Below are 14,629 nucleotides of genomic sequence, written 5' to 3' on the forward strand. Positions count from 1 at the left end.
GCGGTTCGGCGCTCCGACTTGCCCGCGAAGCGCCGCGCGGGCGGCGCTCGATCTCACCGGCGCTGAAAAGCCTCAGGCAAGCACCTGTCAGCCCTCACGCAACCCCATGCGAACACACCTCCGGCGCACGCGTATGTGACAGCAACACATCCAGCAACGCCTGCGCCGCAGTGGACAACTTGTGGTCGCTCAGGGCGATGACGCCGATGCGCCGCTCGACGGTGGGCTCGACCAAGGGCACGCAACGCGCACCCAATTCCTGCATCTGGTTGATGCACAGCGCCGGTACGGCACTGACGCCCAAGCCGTTGGCGACCATGCGCCCGACCGTGGACAACTGATGGCTTTCGAACGCCACCGCCAGCCGACCATGCTCGGCGGCCAGGTGTTGCTCCAGCAGCAGGCGCACCGCCGACGGGCGTTGCAGGGCGATGAAGTCCTGGGTCAGCAGTTCGCGCCAGCTCACCTGGGGCTGCTGCGCCAGGGGTGAATCGCCAGGCACTACCGCGACGAAACGGTCCAGGTACAACGGGTGGAACTGTAGGGCATCACTGCGCTCGGGTTCGAAGCCTATGCCCAGTTCGACGCGGCGGTGGCGAACCAGCTCCAGCACCTGCTCGTTGATCACGTCGTGCACGGTGACGTTGACCTTGGGGTAGCGCTGGCGAAACACCTTCAGTGACTGCGGCAGCAGGTTCCCGGCAAAGGCCGGCATCGCCGCCACCGACACCCGCCCCAGTTGCAGGGTAAAGCGCTGGCGCAGCATTTCCTCGGTATCGTCCCAGTCGGCCAGCAGGCGTCGGGCCAGTGGCAGCAGCACTTCGCCCTCGGCGGTGAGGCTGACGCTGCGGGTGGTGCGGGTGAGCAGGGCGCCGCCGAGGTTGTCCTCCAGCGCCTTGATGGTCAGGCTCAGTGCCGGTTGCGAAATGTGCAGGTGTTCGCCGGCCTGGGCGAAGCTCTGGTACTTGGCCACGGTGACGAAGGCGCGCAGTTGCTTGACGTTCATGGCGGATCCGCTGGTTGTTTTGCAAAAGTTATCAATCGATGACGAAAACAAAATTAACAAATCAGTCGCCAGCGGTGAAGATGCCTTCCACACGCTCAAACAACTACAAAGGCGGATCAGCATGGCCGGACTGGACAAGCGCGTAGCAACCTATGAACAGGCTCTCGAAGGCCTGACCGACGACATGACGGTACTGGCCGGCGGCTTCGGCCTGTGTGGCATCCCCGAGAACCTGATCGCCGAGATCAAGCGCCGCGGAGTCAAGGGCCTGACGGTAGTTTCCAACAACTGCGGCGTCGACGGCTTCGGCCTGGGCGTGCTGCTCGAAGACCGGCAGATCCGCAAGATGGTTGCCTCTTACGTCGGCGAGAACGCCGAGTTCGAGCGCCAGCTGCTCAGCGGCGAGCTGGAAGTGGAGCTCACCCCCCAGGGCACCCTGGCCGAGAAGATGCGCGCCGGCGGCGCCGGTATCCCGGCCTTCTACACCGCCACGGGCTACGGCACCCCGGTCGCCGAAGGCAAAGAGGTGCGCGAGTTCAACGGTCGCAAGTACATCCTCGAAGAGTCCATCACCGGCGACTTCGCCATCGTCAAGGGCTGGAAGGCCGACCACTACGGCAACGTGGTGTACCGCAACACCGCCCAGAACTTCAATCCGCTGGCCGCCACCGCCGGCAAGATCACCGTGGTCGAGGTCGAGGAAATCGTCGAGCCGGGCGTACTGCTGCCCAGCGAGATCCACACGCCGGGGATCTTCGTCGACCGGGTCATCGTCGGCACCTTCGAGAAGCGCATCGAGAAGCGCACCGTCAAGGCCTGAGCGCCGCCCACAGAACAACAAAGAGATCCTGACCATGGCACTGACCCGCGAACAGATGGCCCAACGCGTCGCCCGTGAACTGAAGGACGGCTACTACGTCAACCTCGGCATCGGCATCCCCACCCTGGTGGCCAACTACGTGCCCGCCGACATGGACGTGATGCTGCAGTCGGAAAACGGCCTGCTCGGTATGGGCGAGTTCCCCACCGAAAGCACCCTCGACCCCGACATGATCAACGCCGGCAAGCAAACCGTGACCGCCCGCCGTGGCGCGTCGATCTTCGACTCGGCGCAATCCTTCGCCATGATCCGTGGCGGCCATGTCGACCTCACCGTGCTGGGCGCCTTCGAGGTGGACGTGGAGGGCAACATCGCCTCCTGGATGATCCCCGGCAAGCTGGTCAAGGGCATGGGCGGCGCCATGGACCTGGTGGCTGGCGCCGAGAACATCATCGTCACCATGACCCACGCCTCCAAGGACGGCGAGTCCAAGCTCCTGCCGCGCTGCAGCCTGCCGCTGACGGGCGCCGGCTGCATCCGCAAGGTGCTCACCGACCTTGCCTACCTCGAGATCGAGAACGGCGCCTTCATCCTGCGCGAGACCGCGCCCGGGGTGAGTGTCCAGGAGATCGTCGAGAAAACCGCCGGCAAGCTGATCGTGCCGGACGATGTGAAAGAGATGACGTTCTAGCGCTACTGCTTTACCTCCCCCCTGTGAGGGCGGACTCGTTGTGGGAGCGGGCTTGCCCGCGTATACGTTGGTGAATGTACCGGCGCATTCGCGGGCAAGCCCGCTCCTACAACAAGCCCCGCGCCCACAGGGGTTTTGCGTTGATCGACAAGCAACATCCACCAATAAGACCAAAAAAGGAAAACACTCGTGGCCGCTGAAATCCAAGACAGCCGCTCCGCCCGCTTTGCCCTGCGCTGCTCCAACTGGGCCGAGCGCTGGTTCCCCGACTCCTGGGTGTTCGCCGCCCTGGCCGTGATGCTGGTGTGCCTGGGGGCCCTGGCCATGGGTGCCAAGCCCACCGACACCGCCAAGGCCTTTGGTGACGGCTTCTGGAGCCTGATCCCGTTCACCATGCAGATGGCCTTCGTGGTCATTGGCGGCTATGTGGTCGCCAGCTCCCCGCCCGCTGCACGCCTGATCGACCGCCTCGCGCGCCTGCCCAAGAACGGCCGCTCCGCCGTGTGCTGGGTGGCGCTGATCTCGATGCTCGCCTCCTTGCTCAACTGGGGCCTGTCGCTGGTGTTCGGCGGCCTGTTGGTGCGTGCCCTGGCCCGTCGCACAGACCTGAAGATGGACTACCGCGCCGCCGGTGCCGCCGCCTACCTGGGCCTGGGCGCGGTATGGGCGCTGGGCCTGTCGTCGTCGGCCGCACAGTTGCAGGCCAACCCGGCCAGCCTGCCGCCGTCGATCCTGTCGATCACCGGCGTCATTCCGTTCACCGAGACCATTTTTCTCTGGCAGTCCGGGGTGATGCTGGCCGCGCTGGTGATCGTCTCGCTGGTCGTCGCCTATGCCACCGCGCCCGGTCCGAACAGTGCGCGCAGCGCCCAGGACTGCGGTGTCGATCCGACCTTCACCGCCCCACCTGCGCCGCAGCGCACCCGCCCCGGCGAGTGGCTGGAGCACAGCCCGATCCTTATCCTGCTGCTGGTGGCCCTGGCGGCCGGCTGGCTGTACCAGGAGTTCGCCACCAAGCCTGCGATCACCGCCATCTCCGGGCTGAACACCTACAACCTGCTGTTCATCATGCTGGGTGCCTTGCTCCACTGGCGTCCGCGCAGCTTCCTCGACGCCGTGGCCCGTGCGGTGCCGACCACTACCGGCGTGCTGATCCAGTTCCCGCTGTACGGCTCGATCGCCGCCATCCTCACCCAGGTGAAGGGTGCCGACGCCCAGACCCTGGCGCACCACATCTCGGTGTTCTTCACCCAGATCGCCACCCATGACACCTACGCCTTGCTGATGGGCGTGTATTCTGCGGTGCTGGGCTTCTTCATTCCATCTGGCGGCGGCAAATGGATCATCGAAGCGCCCTATGTGATGCTGGTGGCCAACGACCTGCAGTACCACCTGGGCTGGGCGGTGCAGATCTACAACGCCGCCGAGGCGCTGCCGAACCTGATCAACCCCTTCTACATGCTGCCGTTGCTGGGCGTGCTGGGCCTGAAGGCACGGGACCTGATCGGCTTCTCCTTCGTGCAACTGCTAGTGCACGTGCCCCTGGTGCTGGTGCTGCTCTGGGCGCTGGGCACTACCTTGCAGTACGTGCCGCCGGTAATGCCGTAGCAGCATCACCGCGCAATACCGCGCTGCGGGCCGCAATGGCCCGCAAGCGCTATCCGCCGCTCGACGCCCTTGCAGGTCGAGCCGTGAAAAAAGCGTAATTTTCCCCCGTCTCCCTTCGTTTTCCTGAGAGCTGCCCTGCGTCCAGACGGACCGGGCCATCATCACCCCAAGGAGACAGGCAATGACTTCCGTTTTCGACCGCGACGACATCGTGTTCCAGGTAGTGATCAATCACGAGGAACAGTACTCGATCTGGCCCGACTACAAGGCGATCCCCAACGGCTGGCGCGCCGCAGGCAAGAGCGGTCTGAAGAAAGACTGCCTGGCCTACATCGATGAAGTGTGGACCGACATGCGCCCCCTGAGCCTGCGCCAGAAGATGGCCGAAGCTGCGGTGCAGTAGGGCGTGACGGCACTCAACCTGTTATGCCTGCCTTACTCGGGCGCCAGTGCCATGGTCTACAGCCGCTGGCGGCGCAAGCTGCCGACCTGGTTGCAGGTGCGCCCGGTGGAGCTGCCGGGGCGCGGTGCTCGCCTGGGCGAACCCCTGCAAACCGACATGCAGGCACTGGCCCGGCAACTGGCCAGCGAGCAGCGCCTGGCGGCGAGCACGCCCTATGCGCTGCTCGGCCATAGCCTGGGTGCGCTGCTCGCCTTCGAGCTGGCCCACGAGCTGCAAGCCCTGGGTTGCAAGGCGCCGGTCGCACTGTTCGCCTGCGGCACGGCGGCACCGACCCGACGTGAGGACTACGACGGCAAGGGCTGGCGCGAACCCAAGACCAATGCCGAGCTGATCGACGAGTTGCGCCAGTTGCAAGGGACCCCCGAGGAGGTCCTGGCCAACGAGGAACTCATGAGCCTGACCTTGCCGATTCTGCGCGCCGATTTCCTCATGTGCGGCCGCTACGACTATCGCCAACGCGCGCCGTTGCACTGCCCGCTGCATGTTTTGGGCGGCGAGGCCGACCGCGCCAGCGAAGAGCAACTGCTGGCCTGGCGTCGCGAAAGCCTGGGCGATTTCTCGCTGGAGGTCTTCCCCGGCGGGCACTTCTTCATCCATGAGCACGAAGACCGGGTGCTGAGCCTGCTGGCCGCCTCTCTGGAACCTCATCGACTTTCGGCATGATTGACGTAGGCCTTTGCCTGGGGGAGGCTGGGGGCTTTCCCACAGGACAAGGGTTGTCCCCATGCTGATCGATCCCCGCCAGGCCACGCTGCTGGTCGTCGATATCCAGGAGCGCCTCATTGGCGCCATGAGCGATCCCGAGGGCACCCGCGCGCGGGCCCGCGGGCTGCTGGCCGCCACCGCCGAACTCGAACTGCCCATGGTGATTTCCGAGCAGTATCCCAAGGGCCTGGGCCCGACCCTGGCCGAACTCAAGGCCGTGGCTACAGGGGCCGAAATCGTCGAGAAACTGCACTTTTCCTGCGTAGCTGCCGAGTGCCTGCCGGCCAGCTTGCTGGCGCGTGAGCAGGTGATCGTCTGTGGCATGGAAACCCACGTCTGCGTGCTGCAGACCGTGCTTGGTCTGCTGGGCCTGGGCAAGCAGGTATTCGTGGTCGAGGACGTCTGCGACAGCCGCACCCCGGCAAGCAAGGCGGCAGGCCTTGCGCGTATGCGCGACGCGGGGGCGCAGATCGTGACCCGCGAGATGGTGCTGTTCGAATTGCTGGGCAGTGCCAGCCACCCGTTGTTCCGCCATATCAGCAAGACCTACATCGTCGGTGACCTGTCCTGAACCTGCGGCTGCTGGGCGCTGGGCTGATGCTGCTGGCCCTGCTGCAAGGCTGTGCCGGGCGCCGCGAGGAAGCGCCTGAAGTCGACCCTGCCCAGGTCCGCGCCCAGCTCATGCGCCTGCTGCCTGCCTCGGTCAAGGACCGCCAGGGCTGGGCCGAGGACATCCAGGTCGCGTTCACCGCCCAGGGCATCGCGCCCAGCCGCAGCAACCTGTGTGCGGTGCTGGCGGTGACCGAGCAGGAGTCCACCTTCACCGCCGACCCCCAGGTGCCCAACCTGGGCCGTATCGCCCGCGAGGAAATCGACCGCCGCGCCGCGCGTCTGCACATCCCCAGGCTGCTGGTCGATGGCGCCCTGGCCACCCCTTCGGCCAACGGCCAGAGCTACCAGCAGCGCCTGCTGGCGGTGCGCAGCGAGCGGCAACTCAGCGCGCTGTTCGACGATTTCATCGCCGGCCTGCCGCTGGGCGACAAGCTGCTCGGCGGGCTCAACCCGGTGCGTACCGGCGGGCCGATGCAGGTCAGCATCGACTTTGCCGAACGCCATGCCAAGGACTACCCCTACCAGCGCCAGGGCACGATTCGCCAGGAGGTCTTCAGCCGTCGCGGCGGCCTGTACTTCGGCATCGCCCACTTGTTGGGGTATCCCGCCCACTATGAGCGGCCGCTGTACCGCTTCGCCGATTTCAACGCAGGCTGGTACGCCAGCCGCAACGCGGCTTTCCAGGCAGCGCTGAACAGTGTGACGGGGGCGGAATTGGCGTTGGACGGCGACCTGATCGCACCGGGCGCGATCCTGCCAGGCACCACCGAGCGCGCGGCGCGCAGCCTTGGGGTGAAGCTTGGGCTGCGCAATCCACAGATTCGCAGTCAGTTGGAATTGGAGAACAGCCTGGCGCTCGAGGACAGCGCCTTGTACCGCGGCGTATTCGCACTCGCCGATGCCAAGGCGGGCAAGCCACTGCCACGTGCGGTGCTGCCAGGGATCGTGCTCAAGAGCCCGAAGATCACCCGCAAGCTGACCACGGCGTGGTTTGCGGGGAGGGTGGATGAGCGCTACCAGCGCTGCATGGCGCGCTGATCGACGCAAGGTACAGGGGCCGCCAGGCGGCCCCTGCAGAGGTCAGGCAGGCTGGGCCGCCAGGCTGTTGCTGACATTACGCCCCAGCACCAGCACGGTGACGAATCCGCAGCCGACCAACGCCGTGGCCAGGCTCAGCAGCACCGAGCTGCCCATCTGGTCGACGATCCGCCCGCCGAAGAACGAGCCCAGTGCAATGATCACCTGGAACATGGCCACGAACAGCGGCATGCCGCGTTCGACATCCTTGGGCGCGACCACGAACATCCAGATGCTGGCACAGGCCGGGAAGGCACCGAAGGCAAAGCCCCACAGCGCGATCAGCATCACCGCCCCGGTCATGCCGGTGGCGAAGTAGGGGAACAGCGCGGTGCTGACGCCGATCAGCAAGGCCACCAGCAGCAGGGTGTAGCGCACGCTGCGGTTGGCGGCGAAGCCGGCGAACAGGTTGCCGATGACGCCTGCTACACCGTAGAGCAGCAGCAGCGAGCCGATGGTTGCCCCATCGAAGCCGGAGCTTTGCTTGAAGAACGGTGCGACATAGGTGTACGCGGCAAAGTGCGCCAGGCCAATCAGCAACACCGCGATCAGGCCGACCCGCGCCAGCGGATTGATGAACAGCGCCGGCAGGTCACTGATGCGGATGGCCTTGTCCGGATTGAGCCGCGGCAGCAGGAAGACCTGCGCGAGCAGCACCGGCACACCCAGCAGGGCGGTCACCAGGAAGGTCATGCGCCAGCCCATCAGGCCGCTGAGCCAGGTGCCGACCGGCACCCCCAGCACCGTGGCCAGGGTGACCCCGACCATGATGATCGAGGTCGCCTGCGCCACGCCGACCCCCTTGGGCGCCAGGCGCCCGCTCAGGGCAATGGCCGTGGCCCAGAAGCCACCGATGCTGATACCCAGCAGCACGCGGCCGAACAGCAGCAGGCTGAAATCGCTGGCATAGGCCACCACCGAGTTGGCGATGATCATGATCAGCGTCAGGCCGATCAGCAGGTAGCGGCGGTCCATGGCGCCGATGCCTACCGACAGCAGCGGGGCGGCGAGGGCGGCCATGATCCCGGGCAGGGTGACCATCAGGCCGGCCTGGCCGGCACTGATGCCCAGGTCGCTGGCCACATCGTTGAGCACGCCCACCGGCAGGAATTCACTGGTCACCAGGGCGAAGGCGCCCACGGCAACCGAGAGAATCGCCAGCCACTGCTGTTTGACGCTCTGTTGGTTATGTTCAAGAAGGCCATCGGAGGCCTGATTGACGCTTGGCATGGTACGGATTCCAAGTGTTGTCGCCTGGAGCAGGCGCAGGAGGCGGGAAAATAGGAGGGCGATTATAGGAGTCGGTTTTCCAAGGCCTATAGGCAGCCCGTTCGATAGTAATCATCAGTGTGATCGATGGAAGGCTCTAGGTTATGGATTGCACCCAACCCAGGCGCAAGAGTGATCATGAAAATTACTAAGGTTGAATGCAAAAAAAATGAGTTTGCTTCATGAGCGCCTGATCCCGACAATTCCCCCACTCGGAACCGGACATCCGTATCGGCAGGCACCTTCGCTGCGCGAGGCGTTCCAGGTTTACCTTAGGAATCAGGATTCAGATCACCATGGCCAGAGACTTCACATTCGCGATCAAGCGGATTTGTTTCGATGAGCACTACCAGCCCTCGGACAACACCCGCATCACCACCAACTTCGCCAACCTGGCGAGGGGCGAGCAGCGCCAGGAAAACCTGCGCAATACCTTGCGGATGATCGACAACCGCTTCAATGCCCTGGCCCATTGGGACAACCCTGAAGGTGACCGTTACAAGGTCGAGCTCGAAATCATTTCCGTCGAGATGGACCTGGGGGCTGACAGCACTGCCGATGCGCTCCCGTTGATCGAGATCCTGAAAACCAACATCGTCGATCAGAAAACCAACGAGCGCATCGCCGGGATCGTAGGGAACAATTTTTCTTCCTACGTGCGTGATTATGACTTCAGCGTGCTGCTGCTGGAGCACAACAAGGGTAAGCCTGGCTTCGGCACCCCGGATGATTTCGGCGACCTGCATGGCAAGCTGTTCAAGTGCTTCCTGAACTCGCAGGCCTACAAGGCCAACTTCAGCAAGTTGCCGGTCATCTGCCTGAGCGTCTCCAGCAGCAGGACCTACCACCGCACGGAAAACCAGCACCCGGTACTGGGGTTCGAATACCGTCAGGATGAATACTCGTTGACGGATGAGTACTTCAGCAAGATGGGCTTGAAAGTGCGTTATTTCATGCCCGCGAACAGCGTCGCGCCCTTGGCGTTCTACTTTACGGGCGACCTGCTTGCCGACTACACCAATCTTGAGCTCATCAGCACCATCAGCACGATGGACACCTTCCAGAAGATCTACCGGCCGGAAATCTACAACGCGAACTCTGCGGCAGGGCAATCCTATCAGCCAAGCCTCAAGCACCAGGATTATTCGTTGACCCGAATCGTTTATGACCGCGAGGAACGCAGCCGCCTGGCGATCGAACAAGGGCGGTTTGCCGAGGAGCACTTCATCAAACCCTATCGGGCGGTTCTCGAGCAGTGGTCTGCTCAGTACGCAATCTGACTTATCGAATTCACAAGGCTTCCATCATGAAAAAACTGCTCCCTACCTCAACCGCCGGCAGCTTGCCCAAGCCTTCCTGGCTGGCGCAGCCCGAGACCCTCTGGTCGCCCTGGAAACTGCAGTACGAAGGGCTTGTCGAGGGCAAGCAGGATGCACTGCGTCTGGCGTTGCACGAACAGCAGCAGGCCGGTATCGACATCGTCAGCGACGGCGAGCAAACCCGCCAGCACTTCGTCACCACCTTTATCGAACACCTCAGCGGCGTTGATTTCGCGAAGCGCGAAACCGTGCGGATCCGTGATCGCTACGATGCGAGCGTCCCGACGGTGGTGGGTGCAGTCGAGCGTCGCAAGCCTGTGTTCGTCGACGACGCCAGGTTCTTGCGCCAGCAAACCCGTCAACCCATCAAGTGGGCGCTGCCGGGTCCCATGACGATGATCGATACGCTGTACGACGCCCACTACAAGAGCCGCGAAAAGCTGGCGTGGGAATTTGCCAAGATCCTCAATCAGGAAGCCCGGGAGCTGGAGGCGGCGGGTGTCGACATCATTCAGTTCGACGAGCCTGCATTCAACGTCTTCTTCGACGAGGTGAACGATTGGGGCGTCGCCACCCTGGAACGGGCCATCGAAGGCCTCAAGTGTGAAACGGCGGTGCACATCTGCTACGGCTATGGCATCAAGGCCAACACCGACTGGAAAAAGACGCTGGGGTCGGAGTGGCGCCAGTATGAGGAGGCGTTCCCAAAGCTGCAGAAATCCTCTATCGATATCGTTTCGCTCGAATGCCACAACTCCCACGTGCCCATGGATCTGATCGAGCTCATCCGCGGCAAGAAAGTGATGGTCGGCGCCATCGATGTGGCCAATCACGCCATCGAGACTCCGGAAGAAGTCGCCAATACCCTGCGCAAGGCCCTGCAGTTCGTCGATGCCGACAAGCTTTATCCGTGCACCAACTGCGGCATGGCGCCACTGCCACGTCGCGTCGCGAGTGGCAAGCTCGAGGCGTTGGTCGCAGGTGCGGATATCGTTCGGCAAGAACTGTCGAACTAGGGTCTGTCTGTCATGTCGCAGCTTGGAACCGCCATCGAGCCTCTGCGTTTTCGCGAAGCGCTCGGGCATTACGCCTCCGGTATCACGGTGGTGACTTCGTTCATCGATGACCAGCCGATCGGCTTTACCTGCCAGTCGTTCTACAGCGTGTCGATGAGCCCGCCCCTGGTGTCGTTCAGCGTGATGTCGAACTCGGCCAGCTACCCGAGGATTCGCCAGGCCGGTCGATTTGCAGTCAACATCCTTTCGGATGAGCAGGTCGGTATTTCCAACCAGTTCGCGCGCCGTGGCACCGACAAGTGGCACGGCGTCGAATGGCAGTCTTCGCCTCTGGGGAATCCACTCATCGCCGGCAGCCTGCACTGGCTCGATTGCGAAATCCACGCCGAACATGCCGCAGGTGATCACCTGATCGTGATTGGGGAAGTGAAAGCGCTGAACCTGCAAGAGGCCGGGGCGACGCAGCCGTTGCTGTATTTCAAGGGACAATACTGCAACCTCGCGGCCGTTTGAGCGGTTCAGGTTTCGCTATTTTGCACAGGGTTGAAGTTCTGCCCATGATCGACTTGAGACACCTGCGCACCATCGACGCCCTGCGGGAAATGGACAGCCTGCACGACGCCGCCGAACGCCTGCACCTGACACAATCCGCGCTGTCGCACCAATTTCGCGAGTTGGATATTTCCTTTGCGACGCTGGAGGGGGTCAATGCCCTGTCGGGGCGCGTCATCTGAGACGGGCAGGTCGGCCCAGCGCCCCCGTTGGGCCGAGCGCTCGACACAGCCGGGGTAATCGCCGACCATCAAGTGCCCTGCACAAGGGTACTCAGGAGCGAATGCCATGGATTGCCTTGCGACGCTGTATACAGAACGCCTTGTTCTCACCCCTCTGCAATTGGAAGACGCGCCTGCGATCCAGCAGTTGTTTCCGCAGTGGGAGGTGGTCCGTTATCTCGATCGCCGCGTGCCATGGCCGTACCCGGAAGACGGCGCGTTGGTCTACGTGCGTGATATCGCCCTGCCAGCCATGGCCGCGGGCCGTGAATGGCACTGGATGATCCGCCTGCGCGGTGAAGACCCGCGCATCATCGGCAGCATCAGCCTGTACGACGAACCCGGGAACAACCGGGGTTTCTGGCTTGCGCCGCAGTGGTGGGGGCAAGGCTACATGCGTGAAGCCTGCCGAGTGGTCAATGCCTATTGGTTCGAGACCTTGTCTCGCCCTGTCATGCAGGTGCCCAAGGCCGTTGCCAATCACGCCTCTCGAAAAGTCTCGGAGCATGAAGGGATGCGCCTGGTGGACACGCGCGACGGGCATTTTGTCTCCGGGCCGTTTGAGGTGGAGATATGGGAGATGACACGCCGTGAATGGCTCGCCCGTTCCTTGGGTTGACGCTGCCGGACATTTCCGTAGAATCGCGCGCCCTATTCAACATGCATGGCGAAAAGGAGCTTCGATGCAGCGGATCATGATTGTCGGCCAACCCGGCGCCGGGAAGAGCACATTGGCGCGCAAGCTAGGCGAATACACGGGGCTGCCGGTGGTGCATATCGACACCATCCACTGGCAGCCCGGCTGGGTCGAGCGCAGCCGGGACGAGAAGACACGCTTGTGCCATGAAGTGGAGGCGCGCGATCGCTGGATTTTCGAAGGCGGCCATTCAACCACCTGGAGCAATCGACTGGCTCGCGCCGATCTTCTGATCTGGATCGACCGGTCGGCGACGCTGCGATTCTGGCGGGTGCTGACCAGAGCGCTGCGTTATCGCGGACAGACCCGTCCGGACTTGCCGCACAACTGTCCGGAGCGGCTGGCCAACCTGCCGGAGTTCTTCAGGTTCATGTGGCAGACGAAGCGCTCGGCTCGAACGAAGATGGAGCAACTTGCGGCGAGCGCGCCGTTGGGTTGTCGGGTGGTCTGCCTGCGCTCCGATCGGGACACCAGCGCATTTCTCGCGAGCATGAAGCCGACGCCCAGGAGTGCTCAATAAGGACTGGCAGTCGGTCGCACCACAAGCTCGCTGACATCCACATCATCCGGCTGCTCGATGGCATAGACCAGCGCCCGGGCAATCGCATCGGCCTCCAGCGCCACGCGTCGGAATGTTCTCATGGCCTCGCGGGCCGTGTCGTCGGTGATCGTGTCGGCCAGCTCCGATTCCACCACCCCAGGACACACCACCGTCACCCTGATCTTGTCGGTTTCCTGGCGAAGGCCACCGGAGATCGCCCGAACGGCGTACTTGGTCGCGCAATACACAGCAGCGGTGGGGGAGACCGAAAGCCCGCCGATCGACGAGATGTTGATGACCTGACCATGTCCTTGCGCCTCCATGCCTGGGAGCACCGCAGCGATGCCGTGCAGCACTCCGCGCACGTTGACGTCGAGCATCCGGTTCCATTCCTCGACTTTCAGCGAGTTCAGTGGCGACAGCGGCATTACCCCTGCGTTATTGATGATCACATCGACCTTGCCGTACTGCGCCTTGGCAAACTCGACAAAGGCTTGCATGGAATCGAGGTCAGTCACGTCCAGTGCGCGGGCACTTGCCGAGCCGCCTTCGGCGCGGATTTCACTCACCAGCTGTTGCAGGCGATCGATACGGCGGGCGCCGAGTACCACGTGAGCACCCTTGGCGGCGATCAGCCTGGCGGCGGCTTCACCAATGCCGCTGCTGGCGCCGGTGATCAGCACGACTTTGTCGTTGATGTTGGACATTTGCGTATCTCCTGTACATGAAGGTTCAGGCGTCTGCAGGGAAGGCAGACGTTCCTGCTGGGTACGGAGAAAAGACTAAGGTTGTGGGGCGGCATGATGCGTGCCGAAACCTGCGCGACCTTTGCCTATTCGTGTCGGTGATCCGCGCAGCCTCGTGCCACGCGCCGGAGCGGAAGGATCAGGCAACTCGACGACAGTTTCGACCTAACGCAGGTGTTTTTTGCGGGGGACAATGGGTGCCTGGCCCTGACGACGCCGCCAGGTAGCCCCCATGGTCTGCCGTCACACCAAGACCGTGATACAACGCCGAATTCCAACATGCGAGAGCCCTTGAATGGCGCAGAACGATGCTTTTCTCCTGCAAACCACTGCCTTGTACCGTGGCGAGCTCGTCCGATCGCTGACCGAGCGCTTTACCGCGCCGGGCGTTTACGAAACTGCCATCGCGCCGCTGCACGTGATTCGAATGGATGCGCCGTCAGACATCATCCATACCGTGCACAAACCGGCGCTGTGCCTGATCGTGCAGGGGCAGAAAGAGGTGGGCCTGGGCGAGGAGCGTTATCTGTACGACCCCCTCAACTACCTGGTGGTGTCGGTGACGCTACCGGTGTCTGGTCGGGTGCTGACAGCCAGCGCGCAGGCGCCTTACCTGTGCATCCGCCTGGACTTCGAGCCAACCGAGCTTGCCCAGGTGATCGCCGATGCGCCGCCCGCGGGCGTACCGGATGAGCCCGAGCGCGGGTTATTTCTCGAACAGATCGATGTGTCGCTGCTGGAAACCATGTTGCGCCTGGTGCGGTTGCTGGAGTCGCCACGGGATATCGGCATGCTCGCGCCATTGGCGCTGCGCGAACTGCACTACCGCCTGCTGCGAGGCGTGCATGGGCGTCGGCTGTACGAGTTGGCCATGGGCGACTCGCAGACCCGGCGCGTGAGCAAGGCCATCGACTGGTTGAACAACCACTACACCCAGCCGCTGCGCATCGAGCAACTGGCGCGGATCGCCAATCTGGGCAGTTCGACCTTGCATCACCGTTTCAAGGCAGTCACCGCCATGAGCCCGTTGCAGTACCAGAAGCTATTGCGCCTGCAGGAGGCTCGGCGGCTGATGTTGGGGGAGGGGTTGGATGTGTCGAGCGCCTGTTATCGGGTCGGCTATGAAAGCCCGTCACAGTTCAGCCGCGAGTACAGCCGCCAGTTTGGGTGTGCGCCGTCTCGGGACATAAACCTGGCCCGGCGGCCATCATGAAGATGCCACTGCGGGCCGAGCAACTGGTGCCAGTGCTTGGCCGTGGCTTGTACGAAGCGATGCCGGGCCATGC

16 protein-coding genes and 1 pseudogene are annotated in these 14,629 nt (G+C 63.3%); 14 read left to right on the forward strand and 3 right to left on the reverse strand.

The window, feature by feature from the left end; genetic code table 11:
• Positions 1-94 precede the first annotated feature (94 nt).
• A complete protein-coding gene (locus ACPZMI_RS04600; RefSeq protein ID WP_153775005.1) occupies positions 95-1,006 on the reverse strand; it encodes a LysR family transcriptional regulator in 912 nt (303 codons plus the stop codon).
• Positions 1,007-1,127: 121 nt separating this feature from the next.
• Here ACPZMI_RS04600 and ACPZMI_RS04605 point away from each other — a divergent pair, with 121 nt between their 5' ends.
• The 7 genes from ACPZMI_RS04605 (at position 1,128) to ACPZMI_RS04635 (ending at position 6,943) form a co-directional block, all read left to right on the forward strand.
• Entirely contained in the window at positions 1,128-1,826 is a 699-nt protein-coding gene (locus ACPZMI_RS04605) for a CoA transferase subunit A (RefSeq protein WP_054893208.1), read from the forward strand.
• A gap of 34 nt (positions 1,827-1,860) precedes the next feature.
• The gene (locus tag ACPZMI_RS04610; protein ID WP_054893209.1) at positions 1,861-2,517 is read left to right on the forward strand and encodes a CoA transferase subunit B; all 657 of its coding nucleotides are present in this window, start codon (positions 1,861-1,863) and stop codon (positions 2,515-2,517) included.
• 189 nt (positions 2,518-2,706) lie between these two features.
• Positions 2,707-4,125 carry a short-chain fatty acid transporter gene (locus ACPZMI_RS04615; RefSeq protein WP_054893210.1) on the forward strand — a complete coding sequence of 473 codons (1,419 nt, stop codon included), beginning with the start codon at positions 2,707-2,709 and terminating at the stop codon, positions 4,123-4,125.
• Positions 4,126-4,306: 181 nt separating this feature from the next.
• Positions 4,307-4,528: an MbtH family protein gene (locus tag ACPZMI_RS04620; protein ID WP_054893211.1), complete on the forward strand. Its 222-nt coding sequence runs from the start codon at positions 4,307-4,309 to the stop codon at positions 4,526-4,528.
• Between the two features lie 3 nt (positions 4,529-4,531).
• Positions 4,532-5,251, forward strand: a complete 720-nt coding sequence (locus ACPZMI_RS04625) for a thioesterase II family protein (RefSeq protein WP_426351779.1) — start codon at positions 4,532-4,534, stop codon at positions 5,249-5,251.
• Positions 5,252-5,312: 61 nt separating this feature from the next.
• Positions 5,313-5,864: a hydrolase gene (locus ACPZMI_RS04630; RefSeq protein WP_426351780.1), complete on the forward strand. Its 552-nt coding sequence runs from the start codon at positions 5,313-5,315 to the stop codon at positions 5,862-5,864.
• Positions 5,865-5,890: 26 nt separating this feature from the next.
• Positions 5,891-6,943, forward strand: a complete 1,053-nt coding sequence (locus tag ACPZMI_RS04635) for a DUF1615 domain-containing protein (protein ID WP_426351781.1) — start codon at positions 5,891-5,893, stop codon at positions 6,941-6,943.
• Positions 6,944-6,985: 42 nt separating this feature from the next.
• Here ACPZMI_RS04635 and ACPZMI_RS04640 read toward each other — a convergent pair whose 3' ends face one another.
• Positions 6,986-8,212 carry an MFS transporter gene (locus tag ACPZMI_RS04640; protein WP_426351782.1) on the reverse strand — a complete coding sequence of 409 codons (1,227 nt, stop codon included), beginning with the start codon at positions 8,210-8,212 and terminating at the stop codon, positions 6,986-6,988.
• A gap of 335 nt (positions 8,213-8,547) precedes the next feature.
• Here ACPZMI_RS04640 and ACPZMI_RS04645 point away from each other — a divergent pair, with 335 nt between their 5' ends.
• From ACPZMI_RS04645 to ACPZMI_RS04670, 6 genes and pseudogenes are all read left to right on the forward strand, one after another.
• Complete coding sequence (locus ACPZMI_RS04645; RefSeq protein WP_186669684.1) at positions 8,548-9,531, forward strand: DUF1852 domain-containing protein; 984 nt, start codon at positions 8,548-8,550, stop codon at positions 9,529-9,531.
• 26 nt (positions 9,532-9,557) lie between these two features.
• The gene (locus ACPZMI_RS04650) at positions 9,558-10,586 is read left to right on the forward strand and encodes a methionine synthase (protein ID WP_426351783.1); all 1,029 of its coding nucleotides are present in this window, start codon (positions 9,558-9,560) and stop codon (positions 10,584-10,586) included.
• Between the two features lie 12 nt (positions 10,587-10,598).
• Positions 10,599-11,099 carry a flavin reductase family protein gene (locus ACPZMI_RS04655; RefSeq protein WP_426351784.1) on the forward strand — a complete coding sequence of 167 codons (501 nt, stop codon included), beginning with the start codon at positions 10,599-10,601 and terminating at the stop codon, positions 11,097-11,099.
• A gap of 44 nt (positions 11,100-11,143) precedes the next feature.
• Positions 11,144-11,266, forward strand: a pseudogene (locus ACPZMI_RS04660) (LysR family transcriptional regulator); the annotation flags it as partial.
• Positions 11,267-11,426: 160 nt separating this feature from the next.
• On the forward strand, positions 11,427-11,978 hold the full coding sequence (locus ACPZMI_RS04665) for a GNAT family N-acetyltransferase (RefSeq protein WP_426351785.1): 552 nt from the start codon (positions 11,427-11,429) through the stop codon (positions 11,976-11,978).
• 64 nt (positions 11,979-12,042) lie between these two features.
• Positions 12,043-12,576: a P-loop NTPase family protein gene (locus ACPZMI_RS04670; RefSeq protein ID WP_426351786.1), complete on the forward strand. Its 534-nt coding sequence runs from the start codon at positions 12,043-12,045 to the stop codon at positions 12,574-12,576.
• Here ACPZMI_RS04670 and ACPZMI_RS04675 read toward each other — a convergent pair.
• Complete coding sequence (locus tag ACPZMI_RS04675; RefSeq protein WP_426351787.1) at positions 12,570-13,304, reverse strand: SDR family oxidoreductase; 735 nt, start codon at positions 13,302-13,304, stop codon at positions 12,570-12,572. The two genes, ACPZMI_RS04670 and ACPZMI_RS04675, sit on opposite strands and share 7 nt — an antisense overlap.
• Before the next feature lie 334 nt (positions 13,305-13,638).
• Here ACPZMI_RS04675 and ACPZMI_RS04680 point away from each other — a divergent pair, with 334 nt between their 5' ends.
• Positions 13,639-14,556: an AraC family transcriptional regulator gene (locus ACPZMI_RS04680; protein WP_186669677.1), complete on the forward strand. Its 918-nt coding sequence runs from the start codon at positions 13,639-13,641 to the stop codon at positions 14,554-14,556.
• Positions 14,557-14,629: the final 73 nt, after the last annotated feature.

It is taken from the genome of Pseudomonas wayambapalatensis, assembly GCF_049942315.1.
Lineage (GTDB): Bacteria > Pseudomonadota > Gammaproteobacteria > Pseudomonadales > Pseudomonadaceae > Aquipseudomonas > Aquipseudomonas wayambapalatensis.

Excerpts from the sequence above, each read along its gene's own strand:
- ACPZMI_RS04600 (WP_153775005.1), bottom strand. The coding sequence starts at position 1,006 with ATGAACGTCAAGCAACTGCGCGCCTTCGTCACCGTGGCCAAGTACCAG.
- ACPZMI_RS04605 (WP_054893208.1), top strand. The coding sequence starts at position 1,128 with ATGGCCGGACTGGACAAGCGCGTAGCAACCTATGAACAGGCTCTCGAA.
- ACPZMI_RS04610 (WP_054893209.1), top strand. The coding sequence starts at position 1,861 with ATGGCACTGACCCGCGAACAGATGGCCCAACGCGTCGCCCGTGAACTG.
- ACPZMI_RS04620 (WP_054893211.1), top strand. The coding sequence starts at position 4,307 with ATGACTTCCGTTTTCGACCGCGACGACATCGTGTTCCAGGTAGTGATC.
- ACPZMI_RS04630 (WP_426351780.1), top strand. The coding sequence starts at position 5,313 with ATGCTGATCGATCCCCGCCAGGCCACGCTGCTGGTCGTCGATATCCAG.
- ACPZMI_RS04635 (WP_426351781.1), top strand. The coding sequence starts at position 5,891 with ATGCTGCTGGCCCTGCTGCAAGGCTGTGCCGGGCGCCGCGAGGAAGCG.
- ACPZMI_RS04640 (WP_426351782.1), bottom strand. The coding sequence starts at position 8,212 with ATGCCAAGCGTCAATCAGGCCTCCGATGGCCTTCTTGAACATAACCAA.
- ACPZMI_RS04645 (WP_186669684.1), top strand. The coding sequence starts at position 8,548 with ATGGCCAGAGACTTCACATTCGCGATCAAGCGGATTTGTTTCGATGAG.
- ACPZMI_RS04650 (WP_426351783.1), top strand. The coding sequence starts at position 9,558 with ATGAAAAAACTGCTCCCTACCTCAACCGCCGGCAGCTTGCCCAAGCCT.
- ACPZMI_RS04655 (WP_426351784.1), top strand. The coding sequence starts at position 10,599 with ATGTCGCAGCTTGGAACCGCCATCGAGCCTCTGCGTTTTCGCGAAGCG.
- ACPZMI_RS04665 (WP_426351785.1), top strand. The coding sequence starts at position 11,427 with ATGGATTGCCTTGCGACGCTGTATACAGAACGCCTTGTTCTCACCCCT.
- ACPZMI_RS04670 (WP_426351786.1), top strand. The coding sequence starts at position 12,043 with ATGCAGCGGATCATGATTGTCGGCCAACCCGGCGCCGGGAAGAGCACA.
- ACPZMI_RS04675 (WP_426351787.1), bottom strand. The coding sequence starts at position 13,304 with ATGTCCAACATCAACGACAAAGTCGTGCTGATCACCGGCGCCAGCAGC.
- ACPZMI_RS04680 (WP_186669677.1), top strand. The coding sequence starts at position 13,639 with ATGGCGCAGAACGATGCTTTTCTCCTGCAAACCACTGCCTTGTACCGT.